This window comes from Arthrobacter sp. TJ-236 (assembly GCF_058269235.1).
Map to the genome: position 1 here is coordinate 1,055,822 of NZ_JBZCNI010000001.1, position 18,812 is coordinate 1,074,633.

16 protein-coding genes are annotated in these 18,812 nt (G+C 67.6%); 7 read left to right on the top strand and 9 right to left on the bottom strand.

Going from position 1 to position 18,812, the window contains the following annotated elements; translation table 11 throughout:
• Window positions 1–240 precede the first annotated feature (240 nt).
• Window positions 241–2,070: an ABC transporter ATP-binding protein gene (locus AC4D16_RS04840; protein WP_490954146.1), complete on the bottom strand. Its 1,830-nt coding sequence runs from the start codon at window positions 2,068–2,070 to the stop codon at window positions 241–243.
• 89 nt (window positions 2,071–2,159) lie between these two features.
• Between AC4D16_RS04840 and AC4D16_RS04845 the strand changes: the two genes are divergently transcribed.
• A complete protein-coding gene (locus tag AC4D16_RS04845) occupies window positions 2,160–2,783 on the top strand; it encodes a PH domain-containing protein (RefSeq protein WP_490954147.1) in 624 nt (207 codons plus the stop codon).
• An 8-nt stretch (window positions 2,784–2,791) separates the two neighbouring features.
• On the opposite strand, the gene AC4D16_RS04850 is transcribed toward AC4D16_RS04845, so the two are convergent.
• The 3 genes from AC4D16_RS04850 to AC4D16_RS04860 all read right to left on the bottom strand — a co-directional run bounded on the left by AC4D16_RS04850 (window position 2,792) and on the right by AC4D16_RS04860 (window position 7,365).
• Window positions 2,792–3,823: an ABC transporter permease gene (locus AC4D16_RS04850; RefSeq protein ID WP_490948637.1), complete on the bottom strand. Its 1,032-nt coding sequence runs from the start codon at window positions 3,821–3,823 to the stop codon at window positions 2,792–2,794.
• On the bottom strand, window positions 3,820–5,361 hold the full coding sequence (locus AC4D16_RS04855) for an ABC transporter permease (protein WP_490948636.1): 1,542 nt from the start codon (window positions 5,359–5,361) through the stop codon (window positions 3,820–3,822). The genes AC4D16_RS04850 and AC4D16_RS04855 overlap by 4 nt, the downstream gene beginning before the upstream one ends.
• A gap of 234 nt (window positions 5,362–5,595) precedes the next feature.
• Window positions 5,596–7,365, bottom strand: a complete 1,770-nt coding sequence (locus AC4D16_RS04860) for an ABC transporter family substrate-binding protein (protein ID WP_490948635.1) — start codon at window positions 7,363–7,365, stop codon at window positions 5,596–5,598.
• A 380-nt stretch (window positions 7,366–7,745) separates the two neighbouring features.
• On the opposite strand from AC4D16_RS04860, the gene AC4D16_RS04865 reads away from it, so the two are divergent.
• Entirely contained in the window at window positions 7,746–8,060 is a 315-nt protein-coding gene (locus AC4D16_RS04865) for a hypothetical protein (RefSeq protein ID WP_490948634.1), read from the top strand.
• A 30-nt stretch (window positions 8,061–8,090) separates the two neighbouring features.
• On the opposite strand, the gene AC4D16_RS04870 is transcribed toward AC4D16_RS04865, so the two are convergent.
• The 3 genes from AC4D16_RS04870 to AC4D16_RS04880 all read right to left on the bottom strand — a co-directional run bounded on the left by AC4D16_RS04870 (window position 8,091) and on the right by AC4D16_RS04880 (window position 11,848).
• Window positions 8,091–9,773 (bottom strand): alkaline phosphatase D family protein, encoded by a 1,683-nt coding sequence (locus AC4D16_RS04870; protein ID WP_490954148.1) that lies wholly within the window; start codon window positions 9,771–9,773, stop codon window positions 8,091–8,093.
• 117 nt (window positions 9,774–9,890) lie between these two features.
• Window positions 9,891–10,556, bottom strand: coding sequence for a response regulator (locus tag AC4D16_RS04875; protein ID WP_490954149.1), 666 nt, complete (start codon window positions 10,554–10,556; stop codon window positions 9,891–9,893).
• Entirely contained in the window at window positions 10,553–11,848 is a 1,296-nt protein-coding gene (locus tag AC4D16_RS04880; RefSeq protein ID WP_490954675.1) for a sensor histidine kinase, read from the bottom strand. The genes AC4D16_RS04875 and AC4D16_RS04880 overlap by 4 nt, the downstream gene beginning before the upstream one ends.
• Before the next feature lie 134 nt (window positions 11,849–11,982).
• On the opposite strand from AC4D16_RS04880, the gene AC4D16_RS04885 reads away from it, so the two are divergent.
• The 4 genes from AC4D16_RS04885 to AC4D16_RS04900 are packed head-to-tail and all read left to right on the top strand — an operon-like array spanning window position 11,983 to window position 14,953.
• Entirely contained in the window at window positions 11,983–12,729 is a 747-nt protein-coding gene (locus tag AC4D16_RS04885; protein ID WP_490954150.1) for an ABC transporter ATP-binding protein, read from the top strand.
• On the top strand, window positions 12,716–13,519 hold the full coding sequence (locus tag AC4D16_RS04890; RefSeq protein WP_490954151.1) for a hypothetical protein: 804 nt from the start codon (window positions 12,716–12,718) through the stop codon (window positions 13,517–13,519). Before AC4D16_RS04885 ends, AC4D16_RS04890 begins: the two co-directional genes overlap by 14 nt.
• 35 nt (window positions 13,520–13,554) lie before the next feature.
• Window positions 13,555–13,788 (top strand): hypothetical protein, encoded by a 234-nt coding sequence (locus AC4D16_RS04895; RefSeq protein ID WP_490948629.1) that lies wholly within the window; start codon window positions 13,555–13,557, stop codon window positions 13,786–13,788.
• A gap of 1 nt (window position 13,789) precedes the next feature.
• Window positions 13,790–14,953 carry a serine hydrolase domain-containing protein gene (locus AC4D16_RS04900; protein WP_490954152.1) on the top strand — a complete coding sequence of 388 codons (1,164 nt, stop codon included), beginning with the start codon at window positions 13,790–13,792 and terminating at the stop codon, window positions 14,951–14,953.
• 90 nt (window positions 14,954–15,043) lie between these two features.
• Here AC4D16_RS04900 and ychF read toward each other — a convergent pair whose 3' ends face one another.
• On the bottom strand, window positions 15,044–16,129 hold the full coding sequence (gene ychF / locus AC4D16_RS04905; RefSeq protein ID WP_490954153.1) for a redox-regulated ATPase YchF: 1,086 nt from the start codon (window positions 16,127–16,129) through the stop codon (window positions 15,044–15,046).
• An 84-nt stretch (window positions 16,130–16,213) separates the two neighbouring features.
• Between ychF and AC4D16_RS04910 the strand changes: the two genes are divergently transcribed.
• Window positions 16,214–17,563: a DNA recombination protein RmuC gene (locus AC4D16_RS04910; RefSeq protein WP_490954154.1), complete on the top strand. Its 1,350-nt coding sequence runs from the start codon at window positions 16,214–16,216 to the stop codon at window positions 17,561–17,563.
• 150 nt (window positions 17,564–17,713) lie between these two features.
• Here the strand turns inward: AC4D16_RS04910 and AC4D16_RS04915 are convergent, their stop codons facing one another.
• On the bottom strand, window positions 17,714–18,811 hold the full coding sequence (locus tag AC4D16_RS04915; RefSeq protein WP_490954155.1) for a 4-hydroxy-3-methylbut-2-enyl diphosphate reductase: 1,098 nt from the start codon (window positions 18,809–18,811) through the stop codon (window positions 17,714–17,716).
• Window position 18,812: the final 1 nt, after the last annotated feature.

Genomic DNA, 18,812 nt, shown 5'->3' on the forward strand with positions numbered 1-18,812 from the left:
AGGGACACCCGGGCACCCACGGGGCGTCATCACGGGGATCCGAAGGGGTGGCACGGGTGCGGCACCTCGCAGCCGCATCGTGGGGCAATTGTTATCTCGGGTGGTGCCGGATGCGGGACGAGCGGCCTCCGTCATCGGAGGCCGCTCGTGTGGTGCTCGATCCGGTCCAGAGATGTGGCGGCACCCGGATGACTCCCGGGATCGCCGTGGAGATCGTCCGGCTGGACCCCGCCCCGACTGTCAGTCGCTCGTCGCCATCAACCTGGCCCGGAGTTCGCGGCGCTCGCGCTGCTTCACCGGGTCGGGCAGCGGAACGGCGGCCAGGAGTCGCTGCGTGTACGGGTCCTGCGGACTCCTGAGGATCTGGTCCCTCGTGCCCTGCTCCACGATCCGTCCGCGCTGCATGACGCAGATGTAGTCGGCCAGCACGTCGACCACCGCGAGGTCGTGCGTGACGAAGAGACAGGCGAACCCGAGCTCGCGCTGCAGGTTCTGGAACAGCTCCAGCACCTTCGCCTGCACCGACACGTCCAGGGCCGACGTCGGCTCGTCCGCCACCATGAGCTTCGGCTTCAGCGACAGGGCGCGGGCGATCCCGACGCGCTGCTTCTGACCGCCCGAGAGTTCGTGCGGGTACCTGTTGCGGTAGGCGCGAGGAAGCTCCACCTGGTCGAGCAGCGACTCGATGCGCTTCTGCAGCTCGCCGCCCTTCGCCTCACCGGCGAGGAACATGGGCTCGCCGATGCTCTCGCCGATGGGCAGGCGCGGATTGAGGGACGACGACGGGTCCTGGAACACCATGCCCACGTGACGCCTGACCTCGACGAGCTCCTTGGAGGTGGGGCGGAGGCCCGAGATGTCCGTCCCGACCACCTTCAGGGAACCGGCGGCGACGGACAACAGGCCCACCGCAGCACGCCCGATCGTCGTCTTGCCGGATCCCGACTCCCCCACGAGCCCGATGACCTGCCCGGGGTAGACCGTGAGATTGGCGCCCTCGACGGCGCGGAAGGCCGGGACCCGGCCCTGCTTCGGATACTCGATGGCGACGTCCACGAGCTCGAGCACCGGCGCTGCGGTCGGCTTCGCCGGCACCTCCTCGTCCGGGAGCTGCGAGAGCACCTCACGCTCACGGCGTTCGAGTTCGTCGTGGTCCACCGTCTGCAGCTCGGTGTGGGTGGCCGCCGCGAGTGCGGCGGTGATGTCGACGTCGTCGTTCCCGGCGCCCTGACCGAGGTGCGGCACCGCAGCGAGCAGTGCCTTCGTGTACTCGTGCTGCGGGTTGTTGAAGATCTCGTCCGCTGTGCCCGTCTCCACGATCCGGCCCTTGCGCATCACCGCGATACGATCTGCGAGGTCCGCGACCACGCCCATGTCGTGGGTGATCAGCACGATCGCACTGTTGAGCTGGTTGCGCAGGTTCCGCATGAGGTCGAGGATCTCGGCCTGCACGGTGACGTCGAGGGCCGTGGTCGGTTCGTCGGCGATCAGCAGCCTCGGGTCGCAGGAGAGCGACTGTGCGATCATGGCGCGCTGACGCTGCCCGCCGGAGAGCTGGTGCGGGTAGGACCGGAACGCCTTGTCGGGGTCGGGGAGCTCCACCATCTGCAGCAACCGCAGGGCACGCTGTTTGGCCTCGTCGGGCGAGATCTCGTTGTGCAGCCGCAGTGTCTCCACGATCTGGAAGCCCACGGTGTACACGGGGTTCAGCGCGGTCATCGGCTCCTGGAAGATCACCGCGACATCGTTGCCCCTGATCTGCCGCAGCTTCGCGGGGGACATCGTGAGCACCGAGGCGCCGTTGAGGAGCACCTCGCCCGTGACACGGCTGTTGGAGGGCAGCAGCCCGAGCAGCGACATGGAGCTCGCGCTCTTGCCCGAGCCCGACTCCCCCACGATCGCGAGCACCTCGCCCGCGTTGACCTCGTAATTGAGGTCGATCGCCGCGGGCACCCACTTCTTGTCGACCCCGAAGTCGACGCTGAGGTTCCGGACCTCGAGGACCGGCCCCTGCGAGGCGGGCCGCCCCGCGCCGTCGTCCCCGGTGGTTCCGATGACCTGAGTGCTCATGAGAGGTTCTCCTTCGTGGCGGAGCCGCCGCGGGTACGCGGGGTCTCCTGGATTGCCGGGTGCAGCGGTGGTGCTGGGACCATTGATGCATGAAGAGCTTCGAGGCGGCCGGGTCCACCGTGTTCAAACCGAGAACCGCTCCGTGGTTCACGGGCCTCGCGGTGCTGGTCGCGGCCGCCGGCCTCGCGTCGATCATCGCGACCGAGGGTCCGGTCGGTCTGGCGTCGGGCTGGCCGCTGATCGGCGTCGCTTACGTGGGCTGGTGGCTGTTCTGGTACCCCGTGGTCGTGATCGCCACGGAAGCCGTGACGATCCGCAACCCGCTGGTGACCGTCACCGTGCCGTGGTCGCGTCTCATCGACGTCGACACGAAGTACGCGCTGAAGCTGGTCACGCCGTCGGGCTCCTACACGGCCTGGGCCGCTCCGGCGCCCGGCGTCTGGGGAACCCATTCCGGCAAGGCCGAACATGTGACGCATCTGCCGTCCACGAGTTACGGACCCGGCGGTTCCATCCGGCCCGGCGACCTCAAGAACTCCGACTCCGGGTACGCCGCCTACCTGGTGCGCGCCCGCTGGGAGGAGATGGTCGACGCCGGCAGGATCGACGTCGACGACGCCGCGAGCGTGCGGCACTCCGTCAACTGGGCGCAGCTCGCCGTCGCCGTCGCGCTGGTCGGCGCCGGTGCCGTGACCCTGGGGCTCGGCTCCTAGACGGTCGGTCACGCGGCCGCCGGCTTCTCGTCCTTGGTCCTGCTCGCGTTGAACTTCTTCTGGCGCGGATCGAAGGCGTCGCGCAGGCCGTCGCCGATGAAGTTGATGCACAGGCAGATGAGCACGATGAAGAGCCCGGGGAACCAGAACAGCCACGGCCGCGTCTGGAACGCCTCCTGGTTCTGACTGATGATCAGGCCGAGCGAGACATCCGGCGCCTTCACGCCGAACCCGATGTAGCTGAGCGCGGTCTCGAGCAGGATGGCCGAGGACATCAGCAGCGTGGTGTTCACGATGATCACGCCCACAGCGTTCGGCAGGATGTGCTTGAAGATGATGCGGGCGTTCGACGCCCCGGCGATCTTGGCCGCGTCCACGAACTCACGCTCGCGCAGCGACAGGAACTCACCGCGGACGAGCCGGGCGAGGCTGGTCCAGAGGACCAGGCCGAGGAAGATGCCGAGCAGCCAGATCTGCGCACCCGGACCGACGAAGCGGTTGACGGCCTCGCCGAGCGTCGCGGCGGCGAGCACCACGGGGATGATGATGATGACGTCGGTCAGGCGCATCAGGACGGCCTCGGAGGCACCGCGGAAGTACCCCGAGCACGCACCGACCACCACACCGATGAGGCCCGCGAGGGAGCCGATGATGAACATGATGATCAGCGAGTTCTGGGTACCACGCATGGTCATGGCGAAGTAGTCGCGGCCGATCGAGTCCTGGCCGAACGGGTGATCACCCCAGCTGAACGGACCCGTGACGGTGGGGGCACCACCGTTGACCAGGGGCACGAACTCGGTGTGGTTGTACTTCCACCACCCGGGGATGCCGGCGAAGCCCACCGAGGTGAACGCCAGGAGGAAGACGATCGCGAAGATCACGAGGCTGACGATCGCGGCGGTGTTGTCGAGGAACTTCCTGCGGACGATCTGCCCTTGGGACAGGCCTTTGGCGTCGGGCTCCGGCGCGGGGTGCGTGGGGCCCGTCACGGTTGCCTGCTCTCCGAGAGGGAGGTCCGAGGGGGTCTGGATGCTCATGCTTTTACCCTTACGCGCGGGTCGAGGAATGAATAGACGATGTCGGCGACGAGGTTGAAGACCAGCGCCAGGATGCCCGCCACGAGGAAGAAGCCCATGATCGGGTCGGGATCGGTCCGGCCGAGGGCCTGGACGAACAGCTGTCCCATCCCGGAGAAGGCGAAGACCTGCTCGGTGATGATGGCACCGCCGATCAGCGCTCCGACGTCGAAGGCCACGAGGGTCGCCAGCGGGATCAGTGCGTTCCGGAACGCGTGCCGCATCACGACGGTGCGCTCACTGAGGCCCTTCGCCCGCGCCGTACGGATGTAGTCCATGTTCATGATCTCGAGCATCGACGCGCGGGAGTACCGGCTGTAGCTGGCAAGGGAGGCCAGCAGCAGCGCCAGCGTGGGCAGCAGGAGGTGAGTGAAGGTGTCGAGTCCGTTCACCCAGAACGTGCCGTCGAGCCCGGGGGTCTCCGCGCCGACCGTCGCGATGGGCCTGCCGCGGATGCGACCGTTGTTCACGTAGGAGGGCCACGTGACCATGAAGCGGTCGATGACGATGAGCAGCCCCATGAGGAAGCCCGTGATCGCCCCCGCGCGCATGCTCTGCCCGCGGTCGTAGCCACCCATCAGATAGCCGACGCCGAGACCGACGAGCACCGTGACCGCGGCGAGGATCACGATCATCCAGATGGTGGCGCCGTTCAGGATCGGGTTGACGACGTAATAGGCCACCAGGCCGAGGGCGACCACGATCAACGCCGAGTACAGGGCCTTCCGGTTACGGAGACCGGCCGTGAGCGCGACGACGCCGAAGGCGATGCCGACACCTGTGACGAGGATGACGATCGGACCGAGCCCGGGGTTCGAGAACCAGTTCACGAGATCGAGGACGAACAGGAGCGCCGCGGCCACGACCGCCCCGAGCACGAAGGCGATCCCCTTCCGCTTCCAGGACCTGCCGGTGAAGAGGGACCAAATCAGGCCGCTGGCGATCGCGACCACGAGGATCGTCGTCGGTGGGATCTGCGGATCCGCGAGGAAGTTGTTGAAGCCGATTGCGCCGAACTCCTTGAGGAGCACTGCGAGCCAGAAGATCGGCAGGGAGAAGAAGAGGAACGACATGAAGGTCACGCCGTAGTCCAGACCGCTGTACTGGCGGAGCGCCGTGAGGATGCCGAGCGAGATGCCGATGATGATCGCGAGCACCGTGGCGGTGGTGACCAGCGTGATGGTGTTGCCCATCGCGCGGATCAGCGAGGAGGTGACGGCCTCGCCCTGGATGCTCGACCCGAGGTCGCAGGTGGCCGCGAAGGGCACGAGGCACTTGGCCGCTCCGGCGAGCCACCCGAAGTACCGCAGGGGCGCCGGGGTGTTGAGATCGAGCAGCTCCGTCCGGGCCTGGATGAGCTGGTCGCGGTTGGGGGCGTTGCTGGCGCGGAGGTCCTCGAGGGGATCACCCGAGAGGGCCGTCAGCTGGTACACGATGAAGGACGCACCCAGCAGGATGAGAACGGCCGTGACAAGACGCCGGACGATGTAGGTCACCATGGATTTTGTTGCCTCAATGTTGAAGTCGGGCGGGATGCACCCGTGCTATCGCAGAAGTGTAGTGCAGGCCTCAGGTGCCGCAGAAAGTGGCGGATCCCAATCAGTCCGGGCCCCGCTGCGGCCTGCAGGCCGCAGCGGGTCGCCGCGCGGGAACGCGAAAAAGCGCCGGGACGGACTGGTTCCGCCGTCCCGGCGCTTTCCTCGATGCAGCTGTTCAGGAGCTGATCGGTGTCCCTACTGGGTGATCTGCCAATCCCAGAAGTTCCACCACACGCCGGTCTGGTTGGGCATGTACTCGACGCCGGTGACGGCATCGCTGTACGCGTCCACACCGGGGACCTGGAAGAGCGGCAATCCGTACTTCGAGTCCCAGATCAGCTTGTCGATCTCGACCTGCAGACGATCCTGCTCGGCGGGATCGGTCGTGACGACGAGTTCGTCCATCAGGGCGTCGGCCTCGGGGCTCGAGAAACCGTTGAAGTTCGAACCGTTGCCGGACTTGAAGATCTGCGGGACACCGGACACGCCGACGCCCGAGTTGATCCAGCCGAAGATCGTCGCGTCGTACGTGCCGTTGCCGAGTGCGGCGCCCCAGTCGGAAGCACCGAGGCCACCGTCCACGACGCGGAAACCGGCCTGCTGGGCGGACTCAGCGATCAGCGTGTAAGCGTTCAGTCGGTTCGGGTTGTCACGGTTGTACATGATGCGGACCTCGGGGGTTGCTCCTGCGAGCAGCTCGCGTGCACCCTCGATGTCCTGCTCCGCGTAGGCCTCGGAGCCGTTGTTGGCTGCCGACTCCTCGTAGGGCTCCTGGTCCGCGAGGAAGAGCTGCGAATCGAGCGGCTCGGCGTCGGGGTTGAGCTTCCGCACGATGGTCTCGACGAGCTGCTCGCGCGGCACGGTCTTCATGAAGGCCTCGCGGACGCTCTCCTCGGCGAAGACGCCGCTGAAGTTGAGGTCCAGGTGGTCGTAGGAGAGCTCATTGCCGCGGTTGACGTTGACGCCCTCGAGAGCCTCGAGCTGTTCCACGGTGTCCGCGGACGCCTGCGGCGCGATGATGTCCGCCTCGCCGTTCTGCAGGGCCTGGACCTGGGCGGGGGCCTCACCGATGTAGCGGACGGTGATCTCGTCGACCTTCGGTTCGGGACCCCACGAGTAGTCCTCGTTGCGCGTCAGGGTCATCGACTGGTCCGGGGTCATCGCGGAGGCGATGAACGGTCCGTTCGAGAGGAACAGGGACGGGTCCGTGGGGAGTGACTTCGTGTCGAAACCCGTGTTCCAGAAGTCGGCGACCGCCTGGAGCTCGGGGCGCTCCTGCGGGTTCTCGGGATCGCCCTCGGGTGAGGTCTCGATCAGTTCGATCAGCGCGTCCTCGTCAGCGAGGCCACCCTTCTCCGCCAGCACGTGGGCCGGCGTGGAGATGCCACCCTCGGTCATGAGGCCGAAGGCCACCTGGTAGTCCGCGAACGGCTCGGAGTACTCGAGCGTGAGCGACCGTCCGTCCTCGCCGATCTCGGGCAGCGAGGTCAGTCCGAGGCCCGTCGTGTCACCGGCGTAGTCGAAGTACGTGGCGCCGGAGACGACCTCGCCGGCCTCGTCGGTGGTGGCGTCGTTGAAGTGACCGGAGCCGATGGCCCAGTGGAGGAGCAGGTCCCCGCCGTCGACTGGTTCTCCGTCGGACCAGTTGACGCCTTCGTTGACCGTGTACTTGACGCTCAGGGGATCCTCGGAGAGGACCTCCATGGTGCCGAAGTCCGTGTTCTCGACGACCTCGAGGTTGTTGTCGATGTAGACGAAGCCGGAGTGCGTCGCGTAGGCGATGCGTCCGTTGATGTCCACGTTGCCTTCAGAGCTGTTCGAGTTGAAGGAACTGAATCCGTTCACCTCGACGACACGGATGTTTCCGCCCGTTGCTTCGCCCTCAGCGCTCTCCTCGGGTGTCTCGGTACCCGTGTTGGCAGCGCAGGCGCTCAGTGCGAGAGCTGCGACAGCAGCAACTCCCACTGCTTTGGAAGTACGTCCGAAACGCATTCCGCCTCCTATTTCATAATGTGGTTCCAGCCTCACGCGGAGTTGCATGACAGCCGATACGCGACCCTTCAGGGTGACGACACTCACGTGAGCCACAGCCTAGGTGCTGTTTGTTACCGGCAGGTATCCATCGGGTCGGGGCGCTGGCGGTTGTTACCGAGCTGCAACAAACGCTCACCGAGCCGTTCTGCCCTCGGCCTCGGGTTCCCGCTGTGCCGACTCAGCGCAGCACCGTCGCCGCCTAGCAGGCAGGAACGACGACGTCGGTCACGGCTCGCGCTTGATCGCGCCTCCGGCTCGGTGCTTTGCTAGGAGGATCGGGTGCTTCCGTGGCGCCGGGCGACGGGAGAGACATGGCGTGGCTGTTCGTGGACAAGCACGCGGCCGTCTGGGACGACGACGCGAACGTGCAGGCAGCCATCGGTGCGCTGAAGGCCAGGCTCGACCAGCACAGGGAAGTGCATCTGTCGATCCAGAGCAAGGGCCTGAAGGGGCCCGTCTTCGTGATCACGAAGGAGACCGTGTTGAGCTCGCCGGAGCTCAACAACCGCTTCAATGCAGACCTTTTCGCGGAGCTCACGACGCCGACGGCGCGGAACAGCACCACCATCCACTGGTTCTCCGACGGCCGGGGCTTCGTGTCGGAGACCAACAGCCGCATGTGGTGAGCGGCCGCTCCCCCGCTGCTGTCCCGTTGGTCACTGCTGCGGCGTCAGCACTTTCGAGAACACCGTGGACCCGGTGGCGTCGCGCAGGCTGACGGTGAAGGTGTCGTCGTCGAGCTGCACGTGGCCGAAGAACTGGTTCTCCCCGTTGCGCGGCGACTCGCCCGGGAAGCGACCCGCCTTCGAGAACACCACCTCGGGGCCGAACGTGGCGTCCATGGCGTTGGGGCCGAACGACCCCGCGGCGATGGGGCCGGCCACGAACTCCCAGAACGGGTCGAAGTCGGTGAACGCTGCGCGTGCCGGTGAGTAGTGGTGTGCTGCGCAGTAGTGCACGTCCGCTGTCAGCCAGACGATGTTCTTGACCCCGTTCCGCTTGAAGGCACTGAGCACTCCTGCGATCTCCAGTTCCTTGCCGAGCGGTGCGCCGGGATCCCGGTTGGCGAGGCTCTCCTGGTTCACCGGACCATCGGGCACGATGATGCCGAGCGGCAGGTCCGCGGCGATCACCTTCCACGTGGCCTTGGACCTGCTCACCTCGCGGATGAGCCAGTCCACCTGCTCCTGCCCCAGGATGCTCGTCCGGCGAGCCTCCTTGCCGTCGGTGTTCGGGCTCTTGTTCGTGCGCATGTCCAGGCAGAAGACATCCAGCTGCGGACCACGGCTGATCCTGCGGTAGATGCGTGTAGGCTGGTACTGACCGGCGTCGTCGACCTTCCCCGGCCGCCACACCGCCGCGCTGTCCGCGATGGGCATGTTCTCCTGCCATGCCTGCCGTCCGCGCGCTGCCAGCGTGTTGACGTCCCGCACGGTGTAGCGGGGATCGTCCAGGATCTCGCCGGGGTACCAGTTGTTGGTGGTCTCGTGGTCGTCCCAGTTGGCGATGACGGGCACGTCGGCGAAGAGCGCTCGCATGTTCACGTCCATGGAGTTGTACCGGTGCCTGCCGCGGAACTCGGTGAGGGTCTCGGCCACCTTGGACACCTCCTCCGTCACGAGGTTCCGCCACACCTGGCCGTCCTGCTCCACCACGGTCTCGGCCAAAGGTCCGTCCGCGTAGATGGTGTCACCGGAGTGGATGAAGAAGTCCGGGCGGGTCTGATGCATGGTCCGGTACCCGCGCATTCCCCCGAGTTCCTCGTTGATGCCCCAGCCCTGACCGGCGGTGTCACCGGTCCAGACGAAACTCTGCCCGCTCGACGCCCCCGTGGCGCCCTTCCCCGCGGCATGGCCCTTGCCGTTGACGGCGCCCTTGTCCGGCGCCGTGCAGAAGGTTCCCGCCACCGCTTCGCCGGCGGCGCCGCCGTCGTCCTCGAAGCTGACCTCCAGGGCGAAACGTGTGTTGGGCGGGAGATGGCCCGCGTGGATCTTGGCCGTGAAGTCGGACGCCTCGGTGGCACGGGGCCCCCGATAGGTCCGTTCGAACGCGCCGCGGCCCCGAAGGATCTCACCATCGTCGCCCACCGCACGCAGGACGGCCCTCATCCGGCCTGCGGCCGAGGAACGCGACCACAGCACCGCGGAATCCGAGGTGACATCACCCGTCGCGATGCCGCTGGGAAGCGTCAGGCGGTTGCGGACCAGGGCGACCCCGCCGGGTGAACGAGTCAGGGGCGTCGCGTTCACCGCGGTGGGAGCGGACGCCAGGACTGCGGCCAGGACGGAGCCCTTGACGATGCTGCGGCGGGAGATGTCGGCGCGTGGGAAGGAGGTCATGGCGCCAGCGTTCACCGTGCTGGAACATGGCGCCTTGACCGCGGATGAACAGCCGGTGAGGCGAGTCGGAACAGCAGGGTGGACACCATCGAGGGGGCTTACCACCCGCCGGCTCGGCTACCCGACGGTGACGGTACCTGTCCGGATGCCCCAGAGGACGGTCTGGAGGCGGTCGCGAGCCCCCGTCTTCTCGAGCAGATGAGCGAGGTGGTACTTGACGGTGGTCTGTTCCACGAAGAGTTGTGCGGCGATCTCGGCGTTCGAGAGGCCCTGCGCGAGAAGCCGGAGGACGTCGATCTCCCGGTCGGTGAGCGGCGAGGGAAGCGTAGCGCGTACATCGGCCGGTGGTCTGGGTGGGCGGCGCTGCACGAACTCCTGCAGGATCCGCCGGGTCAGCCGCTGGTCGAGGGTGCCGTCGCCCTGGGCGACCGAGCGGACGGCGTCGAGCAGCGTGTCCTCGTCGGCGCCCTTGAGGAGGAAGCCCGCGGCCCCTGCTTCGAGGGCGGCGAAGATGTCGTCGTCGATGTCGAAGGTGGTCAGGATCAGGATCTCGCTGCTCAGGGTGGCGTCGGCGGAGATGACGCGCGTCGCGGCGACGCCGTCCAGAACGGGCATCCGGATGTCCATGCACACGACGTCGGGGCGGAGTTCCGTGGTCAGCCGGATGGCGTCCCGACCGTTCTCGGCCTCCCCGACGACGGTGATGTCAGCGGCCGAGTCGAGCAGGACAGCCAGTCCGGCGCGGACGATGACCTGGTCATCGGCGATGAGGACACGGATCATCGTGGTGCTCCTGGTTCGGAAGTCGGGATCCGTAGCTGGTTGCTCCAGCCGCCGGCTTCGGTGGGTCCGGTGACGAGCTCGGCTCCGATGAGCGTCGCTCGCTCATGCATGCCGACGAGCCCGTACCCGTCCCTGTCACGGTCGCGGACCGGTGGCGGCTGAGCGTGGGTGACCTCCCGGAAGCGGATGGTCGACGTGTTCTCCACGGTGAGCACAGTGCAGTCGGAGGTGTACTCGATCGTCACCGCGCACGCGGCGCCAGGAGCATGGCGGGCGGCGTTGGCGAGCGATTCCTGGACCACGCGGTAGACCGTCGCCTGGGCGGCAGGCCCCAGCTGAGTCGGCTCCCCCGTGGTCCTGAAGGTGACGATCTGACCGCGGCGTACGGCGGCGTCGATCAGCTGCGGGAGGTCATCAAGTCCCGGGGTGCCGCCTGGCGCCCGGACATCGCCGGTGTCGGCCTCCGTGTCCGGTTCAGGGCGGAGCAGACCGACGGTCCTGCGGAGATCGATCATCATGGCCCGGGCTTCTCCTTCGAGTTCACGGAGCATGGCCCGTGTGCGGAGCGGATCCTTGTCGATGAGTGTTCCTGCCGCCTGTGCGGTGACGATGATGCCGGACAGATGGTGTCCGGCGATGTCGTGCAACTCCCGGGCGAGCGCGGTCTGCTCGGCCCGCCGCCGCTGAGCGGTGTCGCGGACTTTCTCGCGGCGGATCAGCTCGTCGCGTTCCTGCGCAGCAACGGCGAGGTGCGCGCGATTGCGGACGAATTCCGCGACCAGTGCCGGTGCCGCGTACTCGGCGACCAGGCGCCCGGCGACCACGGCGACGGTGAGCAGCGGCGGCTGGGGCCCGCCCAGTGCCACCCCGAGGACGACGACGCTGCTCACGACTGCGAGCGCCGCCAGGTACAGCCACGCCTGTGGCCGTGGTGCCCACCGGATGACGTGGAAGGCGGCGATGGCGACCGCAAGGCCCCCGAGTCCCAGGTCCGCGCCGCTGAGGGCGAGGAGAGCCGTCTGGAGCATCACGACGATGGTGAACACCGGCGCTGCGGCTCTGTACCGGAAGAGGAGTGCGGCGGCCTGACCGGCTGCGAGAGCCGCGTGCAGCGCCGTCAGAGCGAGTGGTTGAGGCGGCTGCAGGAGATCCGTGGTTCCGATGACGAGGTAGATGACCGCACTCACGAGAACGACGACGGGTGGGGCGACCACGCGCAGGCGTGAGGGCTGACGGTCGGATGCCGACCTCGTGAGGAGCGCGCAGTCCCTCGCCAGCCGCCGGCTTCGCATGGACCTCACGGACTAAGTCAACCACGGGCATACCGGTCAGCCACGGCCGCTCCGGCGCCGACTGTCCTTATGGCCAGTGCGGGACTGGTCCTGCGGCGGGGGTGCGGGACGCACCTGATTGACACCCTCGAAATATGAACGAACAAGAGAATGAACCCCTCCTCGTCCAGCACCTCTCGAAGTCCTTCCGCGGTGTCCGGCGGGCGGAGGACATCACCTTCACCGTCGGCGCCGGCCGCGTCACGGGCCTCCTCGGCCCCAATGGTGCCGGCAAGACCACGATCATCCGTATGCTGCTGGGTCTGGTGGCCCCCGACGCGGGAGAAGCGCTCGTGTTCGGCAAGCCCTTCCGCCACCTGCCCGATCCGACGCGGCTCGTCGGAGCCGTGCTCGATGCCGGCGGTCTCCACCCCGGCCGTACCGCCCGGCAGCATCTGAGGATCGCCGCCGCTCAGGGTTACCACGGGACGGCCCGTGTCGAGGAGGTGCTCGAGATCGTCGGCTTGAGCGCCGACGCCGATCGCCGGATCCGTGACTACTCCCTCGGCATGCGCCAGCGCGTCGCCATCGCCACGGCGATCCTCGGCGACCCGAAGATCCTCGTTCTCGACGAGCCCGCGAACGGCCTCGATCCTGCCGGGATCCACTGGCTGAAGCGGTACCTGCGCTCCTTCGCCGACCATGGCGGCAGTGTCCTACTGTCCTCCCACATCCTCGCCGACGTGGCGCAGGTCGCCGACGACATCGTGGTGGTCACGGACGGTCGGGTGCGCTCGGCGACCACCCTCGCCGACGCCCTCACCGCGTCCGACGGCGACCTCGAGCACTTCTACCTCTCCATGATCAACGCCTCCGAACGGATCACCCATGCTGCGCGCTGAAACTCTGAAGCTCATCACCATCCCCGCGACGAAACTCGCCGTCCTCATCGCGGCGCTCGGGCTGATCGCCACGCAGCTCACCTCCACCGTCCTGCTGCCTCACCTCGTCGACAGCGGAGCCGCCGGCCCGGAGGTCACCAGCGAGCTCCCGGTCATCGACATGGCACTGGCTTCCGAGCAGCTGGCCGTCCTCAATCCTCTGGGAGCCGGCAGTTCCGTGGGGATCGTCCTCATCGCCGTCATACTCCTCGGAGTCCTCGCCGGTACCGGTGATTTCCGGTTCGGCGGCATGGTCGGCGCGGCACTGGCCGAACCGCGTCGTGAGCGCATCGTGCTCGCCAAGGTCGAGGCCACCGCGCTGATCGGCGCCGCAACAGGACTCATCCTCGCGGCGGTGTCCATCGCCAGCCTGTTCCTCGCGCTGATCCTCGACGGCACGGCCATGGCGGCCGGCCTGCCCGACATCCTGGGGACCCTCGGTCGCGGGGTCCTGGTCATCACGTTCCTGAGCCTGATCGGACTCGCCACCGGCCTGCTCCTTCGAAATCAGCTCACCGCGGTCCTGGTCATGCTGAGCGTCCTGGTCCTGGAACCGATCCTCCTGGCGATCCTCCAGCTCGCCACGGGGACCCTCCCGATCTGGGCACAGCTCATGCCCGTGACCCTGTCCCATGCCGTGATCGGTGCACCCGATGCAGTCACCGGCATCGCCGCTCTCGGAGCTCTCACTGTCCTGACCGCACTCCTCCTGACCGGCGCCGCCGTCGTCCTCAACCGCCGCAGCCTCTGACCCTCCGCTGACCCCCCAACCCGATCGGACACCACGTGACCTACTCGACTCATCCCCCGAAGCATGAGCCCGCCCGCACCGCCCTGCTCTGGGCCCTCCTCATCGCAGCGCTGCCCGCCAACATCATGACCACCACGGTGGTTCCCATCGTGGCGCTCTCGATTCCCTCCGGAGTCATCACCCTCACCTGCGCGGCACTCCTCGTCCGACGGCACAGGCGCCGAAGGCGCGCATCAGGGACCATCCCCTCCATGACATCGGGGCACTGACATGAGACGCACACCCGCCTTCACGGTCGTCGCGACCGCACTGATGGCCACGTTCACGGTGACCGCCTGCACGTCCTCGCCTGCACCCGACGCCTCCCAGGACGTACCGGAGGTGCTGACCAGCATCGCCGAACGACTTGTCGACGAGGGGTACCCGGCCGCAATCGTGACCCGCACCCTTCCGGACGGCACCGCGCAGACCGCTACCGCCGGCACAGCCGACCTCGCCACCGATGCCCCCGTCCCCGCAGATGCGGAGGTGCGTATCGGGAGCGCGACCAAGACGTTCACCGCGGTGGTGGCGCTTCAACTCGTCGAGGAAGGACGCCTCGAGCTGGACCGGAGTGTCGACACGTACCTGCCCGGCATCATCGAGGGCGAGGGGATCGACCCTGACGCCATCACGGTCCGCCAGCTGCTCCAGCACACCAGCGGCCTCCCCGAGTACGCCGACGTCATCGCCGCGGAGCCCTTTGCCCAGCGCGACGTCTACCGCTCACCGCGGGACGTGCTCGACCTGGCGCTCGAGCGGCCCGCAACCTTCCCCCCGGGGGAACGGCACGAATACTCCAACACCAACTACATCGCTCTGGGCCTCATCATCGAATGTATCGCGCAACGACCCCTGGCCGAACAGATCCACGACCGCATCGTCACACCCCTGGACCTCGATCACACCTACCTGCCCGGACCGGGTGACAGAGGACTTCGAGGAGACCATCCCCTCGGCTACCACGTCGAACCGGACGGGGAACTGGGCGACATCACCGAGGCCGATCCTTCCTCGGCCTGGGCAGCCGGAGCGATGGTGTCCACGCCTGCCGAGCTCAACACCTTCATGCAAGCCGTCCTCGACGGAGAACTCCTGGAACCGGCCGAGCTCGATCAGATGCTCTCCGGCATCCCCACCGGCGACGAGCTCTTCCCCGGATCCCGGTACGGCCTGGGGATCGAGAGCACCGAGCTGAGCGGTGGAACGGCCTGGGGCCACTCAGGCGACATCCCCGGCTACCAGACCCGCAACGCGGTCGCGGAGGACGGCACCGCCGTCACCGTCTCCGTGACCGCACTTCCCTTCGCCATCTTCGACGGCCCCCAGGCGGAGCTGATCGAGCGCTATCGCGTGGTGATCGACACCGTCGACGAAGCCCTCAGCACTCCCTGAGCCGACGCACGCGCCCCGGTTCACTCACAGGCATGCCGCCCTCCGAAAGTGTCATGGAGGGCGGCATGTCTGCTGATTCGGATGAACTGCCTAGACGTTGAAGCGGAACTCCACCACGTCGCCGTCGGACATCACGTATTCCTTGCCCTCGATGCGCACCTTGCCACGGGACTTCGCCTCGCTCATCGACCCGGCGCTGATGAGGTCCTCGAACGAGACCACCTCCGCCTTGATGAAGCCGCGCTGGAAGTCCGAGTGGATGACGCCTGCGGCCTCGGGCGCCGTCGCACCCTTCTTGATCGTCCAGGCGCGGCTCTCCTTCGGGCCCGCCGTCAGGTAGGTCTGCAGGCCGAGGGTGTGGAAGCCCACGCGTGCGAGCTGGTCGAGGCCGGATTCCTCCTGGCCGTTCATCTCGAGCATCTCGCGTGCCTCGGCCTCATCGAGCTCCACGAGGTCGGCCTCGAGCTTGGCGTCGAGGAAGATGGCGTCGGCGGGCGCGACGAGCTCCCGTAGTTCCGCCTGGCGCTCCGGGCTGCCGAGCACGGCGTCGTCGACGTTGAAGACGTAAATGAACGGTTTGGCGGTGAGCAGGCTGAGTTCGCGGAGGTGCTCCATCTCGAGCTTGTCGCTCGTCACGGAGGCGAAGATGGTGTCACCGCGCTCGAGGACGGTCTGCGCCGCCTGCATGGCGGCGAGTTGCGCGGCCTCGCGCTTCTTGATCTTGACTTCCTTCTCGACGCGCGGGATCGCCTTCTCGAGCGTCTGGAGGTCGGCGAGGATCAGTTCGGTGTTGATGGTCTCCATGTCGGAGCGGGGGTCAACCTTGCCGTCGACGTGGATGACGTCGGGGTCGTCGAACACGCGGATGACTTGGGCGATCGCCTCAGCCTCGCGGATGTTGGCGAGGAATTGGTTGCCGAGGCCCTCACCCTCGGACGCGCCCTTGACGATGCCTGCGATGTCGACGAAGGACACGGTGGCCGGCAGGATCTGCTTCGATCCGAACACCTCGGCCAGACTCTGGAGACGCGAGTCGGGCAGACTCACCACACCGACATTCGGCTCGATGGTCGCGAACGGGTAGTTCGCAGCCAGCACGTTGTTGCGCGTCAGCGCGTTGAAGAGGGTTGATTTGCCGACGTTGGGCAGTCCGACGATGCCGATAGTAAGAGCCACGGGAGTCGAGTCTACCGGCCTGTGCCCCGGCGCTCGCCTGTGTCCTGACCGCTGAATGTCGGAGCGTACTGCGACAGTGTGGGCATGAGCACAATCACCGTTCTCCTGGTTCTCCTCGCCCTCCTCGTCGGGTGTGCGCTCGGGGCGTTCCTCACGCTGCGAACGCTCCGCTCGCGCGACGACGGCCTGCGGATCGAGCTCGACGACGTCGCCGAGCGCCTCGGGCGCACCACGACGGAGCTCGCCGCTGCCGCCGCGCAGCGGGACCTGCTGCAGCAGCACAACCGTGAACTGACCGGCAGGACGTCGGCGGACCAGGACGTGCTGCGCGCGCTGGCGCCCGTCGCCGAGAAGCTGACCCAGGTGCAGCGACAGGTGGGACTCCTCGAGCGCGATCGCGTCGAGCAGTACGGAGAGCTCGCCCGGCAGCTCGAGGAAGCCCGCGAGGCGGACGCCCGGCTGCTGCACACCACGCAGTCGCTCGCCGGCGCCCTCCGCAGCACCAGTGCCAGGGGCCAGTGGGGTGAGGTGCAGCTGAGGCGCGTCGTCGAGGCAGCGGGGATGCTCTCGCGCGTCGACTTCCTGGAGCAGGTCTCGGTCACCGGCAGCGACGGCGCGATCGCCCGGCCCGACATGGTGGTCCGGCTGCCCGGAGACAAACAGCTCGTGATCGATGCGAAGGTGCCGCTGAGCGCGTTCCTCGCTGCCCAGGAGCACCCCGAGACCGCCGACGACTGCACCGCCTCCGCGCCTGCGGACACCGACGCGCGGCGCGCGGAGCTGCTGCGTCAGCATGCGAAGGCCGTGCGCGCCCATGTCGACGCGCTCGCCCGGAAGAAGTACTGGGAAGGGGTGGCCAACTCCCCCGAACTGGTCATCTGCTTCATCCCCGTCGAGTCCGTGCTCTCCGAGGCACTGCGGGCGGATCCGGAGCTGCTCGACTACGCGTTCAGCCGGAACGTCGCGCTCGCCTCGCCGGTCTCGCTGCTGGGCATCCTCAAGGGCGCGGCGTTCAGCTGGCGGCAGGCGGTCCTGACGGACAACGCCCGGGAGCTGTTCGAACTCTCCAAGCAGCTCTACGAGCGCCTGGGCACGATGGGCGGCCATGTCACACGGCTCGGCGCGTCGCTGACCACGTCGGTCGAGCGGTACAACGCGTTCATCGGTGCGCTCGAGTCGCGCGTTCTCCCCACCGCCCGAAGGATCGGCGCGTTCGACTCGGCGTCACTCGAGGTGGTCGACGCCGCGGCCGAGGCGCCGGGAGACGGGGCAGTTGCTACCCCTGCGGGGCAGCACGCGGATGTCAGTCTCCTGGGAACGGCCCGCGCCCAGCGCGCCGGCTCGACGACCGGGCCTGCGGGAAGCGCGACGGTCATCGAGGCGACACCGCGACCGTTGACAGCGCACGAGCTCCTCGACGGAACGGACGGCTGACGAGCAACCTGCCTGGGCGCTCCCTACCTGAGCTGACGGGAAACAAATTCAGCGGGGGCGAACGGACGTGAGCCGGGACGTCCTGAGCCGGCGTGCGGCGGCTGTCTTTCTCCGGAACTGACGGGCGTACGTCAGTCCAACGTCGGTGCGTCAGTTCAGGGAGGAGCGGTCCTGCCGCTGTCCCCGACCGCCGCGGCCCTGGGAGGGATCCCCCATCGCCTTGAGTGCCGCGCGGATCTCCTTGGGGAGGGAGAAGATGATGTCCTCCTCCGCCGTCACGACCTCCTCCACGTCCGCGTAGCCGTATTCGGCGAGCAGACGGAGGACGTCCTGCACCAGGTTCTCCGGAACCGACGCGCCCGAGGAGACGCCCACCGAGGTGACCCCTTCGAACCAGGACTCGTCCACCTCGTTGGCGTAATCGACCCGGTACGAAGCCTTGGCGCCGTATTCGAGCGCCACCTCGACGAGACGGATCGAGTTCGACGAGTTCGACGACCCGACCACGATCACGAGGTCGCACTGCGGGGCGATCTTCTTGATGGCCGCCTGGCGGTTCGACGTGGCGTAGCAGATGTCGTCGCTGGGCGGATCCTGCAGGGTGGGGAACCGTTCCTTGAGCAGGTTCACGGTCAGCATCGTCTCATCCACGCTGAGCGTGGTCTGCGACAGCCAGATCAGGCGTTCCGGATCCCGCACCTGCACCTTGTCGACGTCCTCGGGCCCGTTGACGATCTGGATGTGGTCCGGCGCTTCACCCGCGGTGCCCTCCACTTCCTCGTGGCCCTCGTGCCCGATGAGGAGGATGTCGAAGTCGTCGCGCGCGAAGCGCTGCGCTTCCTTGTGCACCTTCGTCACGAGCGGGCAGGTGGCGTCGATGGTCCTGAGTCCGCGGTCCGCGGCCGACTGCACGACGGCGGGCGACACCCCATGCGCCGAAAACACGACGAGTGCGCCCTCGGGAACCTCGTCCGTCTCGTTCACGAAGATGGCGCCCTTGGCCTCGAGCGTCGAGACCACGTGCAGGTTGTGCACGATCTGCTTCCGCACGTAGACCGGCGGACCGTAGTGCTCGAGAGCCTTCTCCACGGCGATGACGGCGCGGTCCACGCCGGCACAGTACCCACGCGGAGCGGCGAGCAGTACCTTCTTCTGCCCGCTCACGGGCGCGGCGGCGAGGACGTCCTCGGGGGAACGACGCCGGCGCGGGATGGTGGGCATGGGGACCTGAACGGCGGTACTGGTCATG

Excerpts from the sequence above, each read along its gene's own strand:
- AC4D16_RS04915 (WP_490954155.1), bottom strand. The coding sequence starts at position 18,811 with ATGACCAGTACCGCCGTTCAGGTCCCCATGCCCACCATCCCGCGCCGG.
- AC4D16_RS04865 (WP_490948634.1), top strand. The coding sequence starts at position 7,746 with ATGGCGTGGCTGTTCGTGGACAAGCACGCGGCCGTCTGGGACGACGAC.
- AC4D16_RS04855 (WP_490948636.1), bottom strand. The coding sequence starts at position 5,361 with ATGGTGACCTACATCGTCCGGCGTCTTGTCACGGCCGTTCTCATCCTG.
- AC4D16_RS04900 (WP_490954152.1), top strand. The coding sequence starts at position 13,790 with ATGAGACGCACACCCGCCTTCACGGTCGTCGCGACCGCACTGATGGCC.
- AC4D16_RS04850 (WP_490948637.1), bottom strand. The coding sequence starts at position 3,823 with ATGAGCATCCAGACCCCCTCGGACCTCCCTCTCGGAGAGCAGGCAACC.
- AC4D16_RS04910 (WP_490954154.1), top strand. The coding sequence starts at position 16,214 with ATGAGCACAATCACCGTTCTCCTGGTTCTCCTCGCCCTCCTCGTCGGG.
- AC4D16_RS04875 (WP_490954149.1), bottom strand. The coding sequence starts at position 10,556 with ATGATCCGTGTCCTCATCGCCGATGACCAGGTCATCGTCCGCGCCGGA.
- AC4D16_RS04890 (WP_490954151.1), top strand. The coding sequence starts at position 12,716 with ATGCTGCGCGCTGAAACTCTGAAGCTCATCACCATCCCCGCGACGAAA.
- AC4D16_RS04870 (WP_490954148.1), bottom strand. The coding sequence starts at position 9,773 with ATGACCTCCTTCCCACGCGCCGACATCTCCCGCCGCAGCATCGTCAAG.
- AC4D16_RS04845 (WP_490954147.1), top strand. The coding sequence starts at position 2,160 with ATGAAGAGCTTCGAGGCGGCCGGGTCCACCGTGTTCAAACCGAGAACC.
- AC4D16_RS04840 (WP_490954146.1), bottom strand. The coding sequence starts at position 2,070 with ATGAGCACTCAGGTCATCGGAACCACCGGGGACGACGGCGCGGGGCGG.
- AC4D16_RS04885 (WP_490954150.1), top strand. The coding sequence starts at position 11,983 with ATGAACGAACAAGAGAATGAACCCCTCCTCGTCCAGCACCTCTCGAAG.
- AC4D16_RS04880 (WP_490954675.1), bottom strand. The coding sequence starts at position 11,848 with ATGCGAAGCCGGCGGCTGGCGAGGGACTGCGCGCTCCTCACGAGGTCG.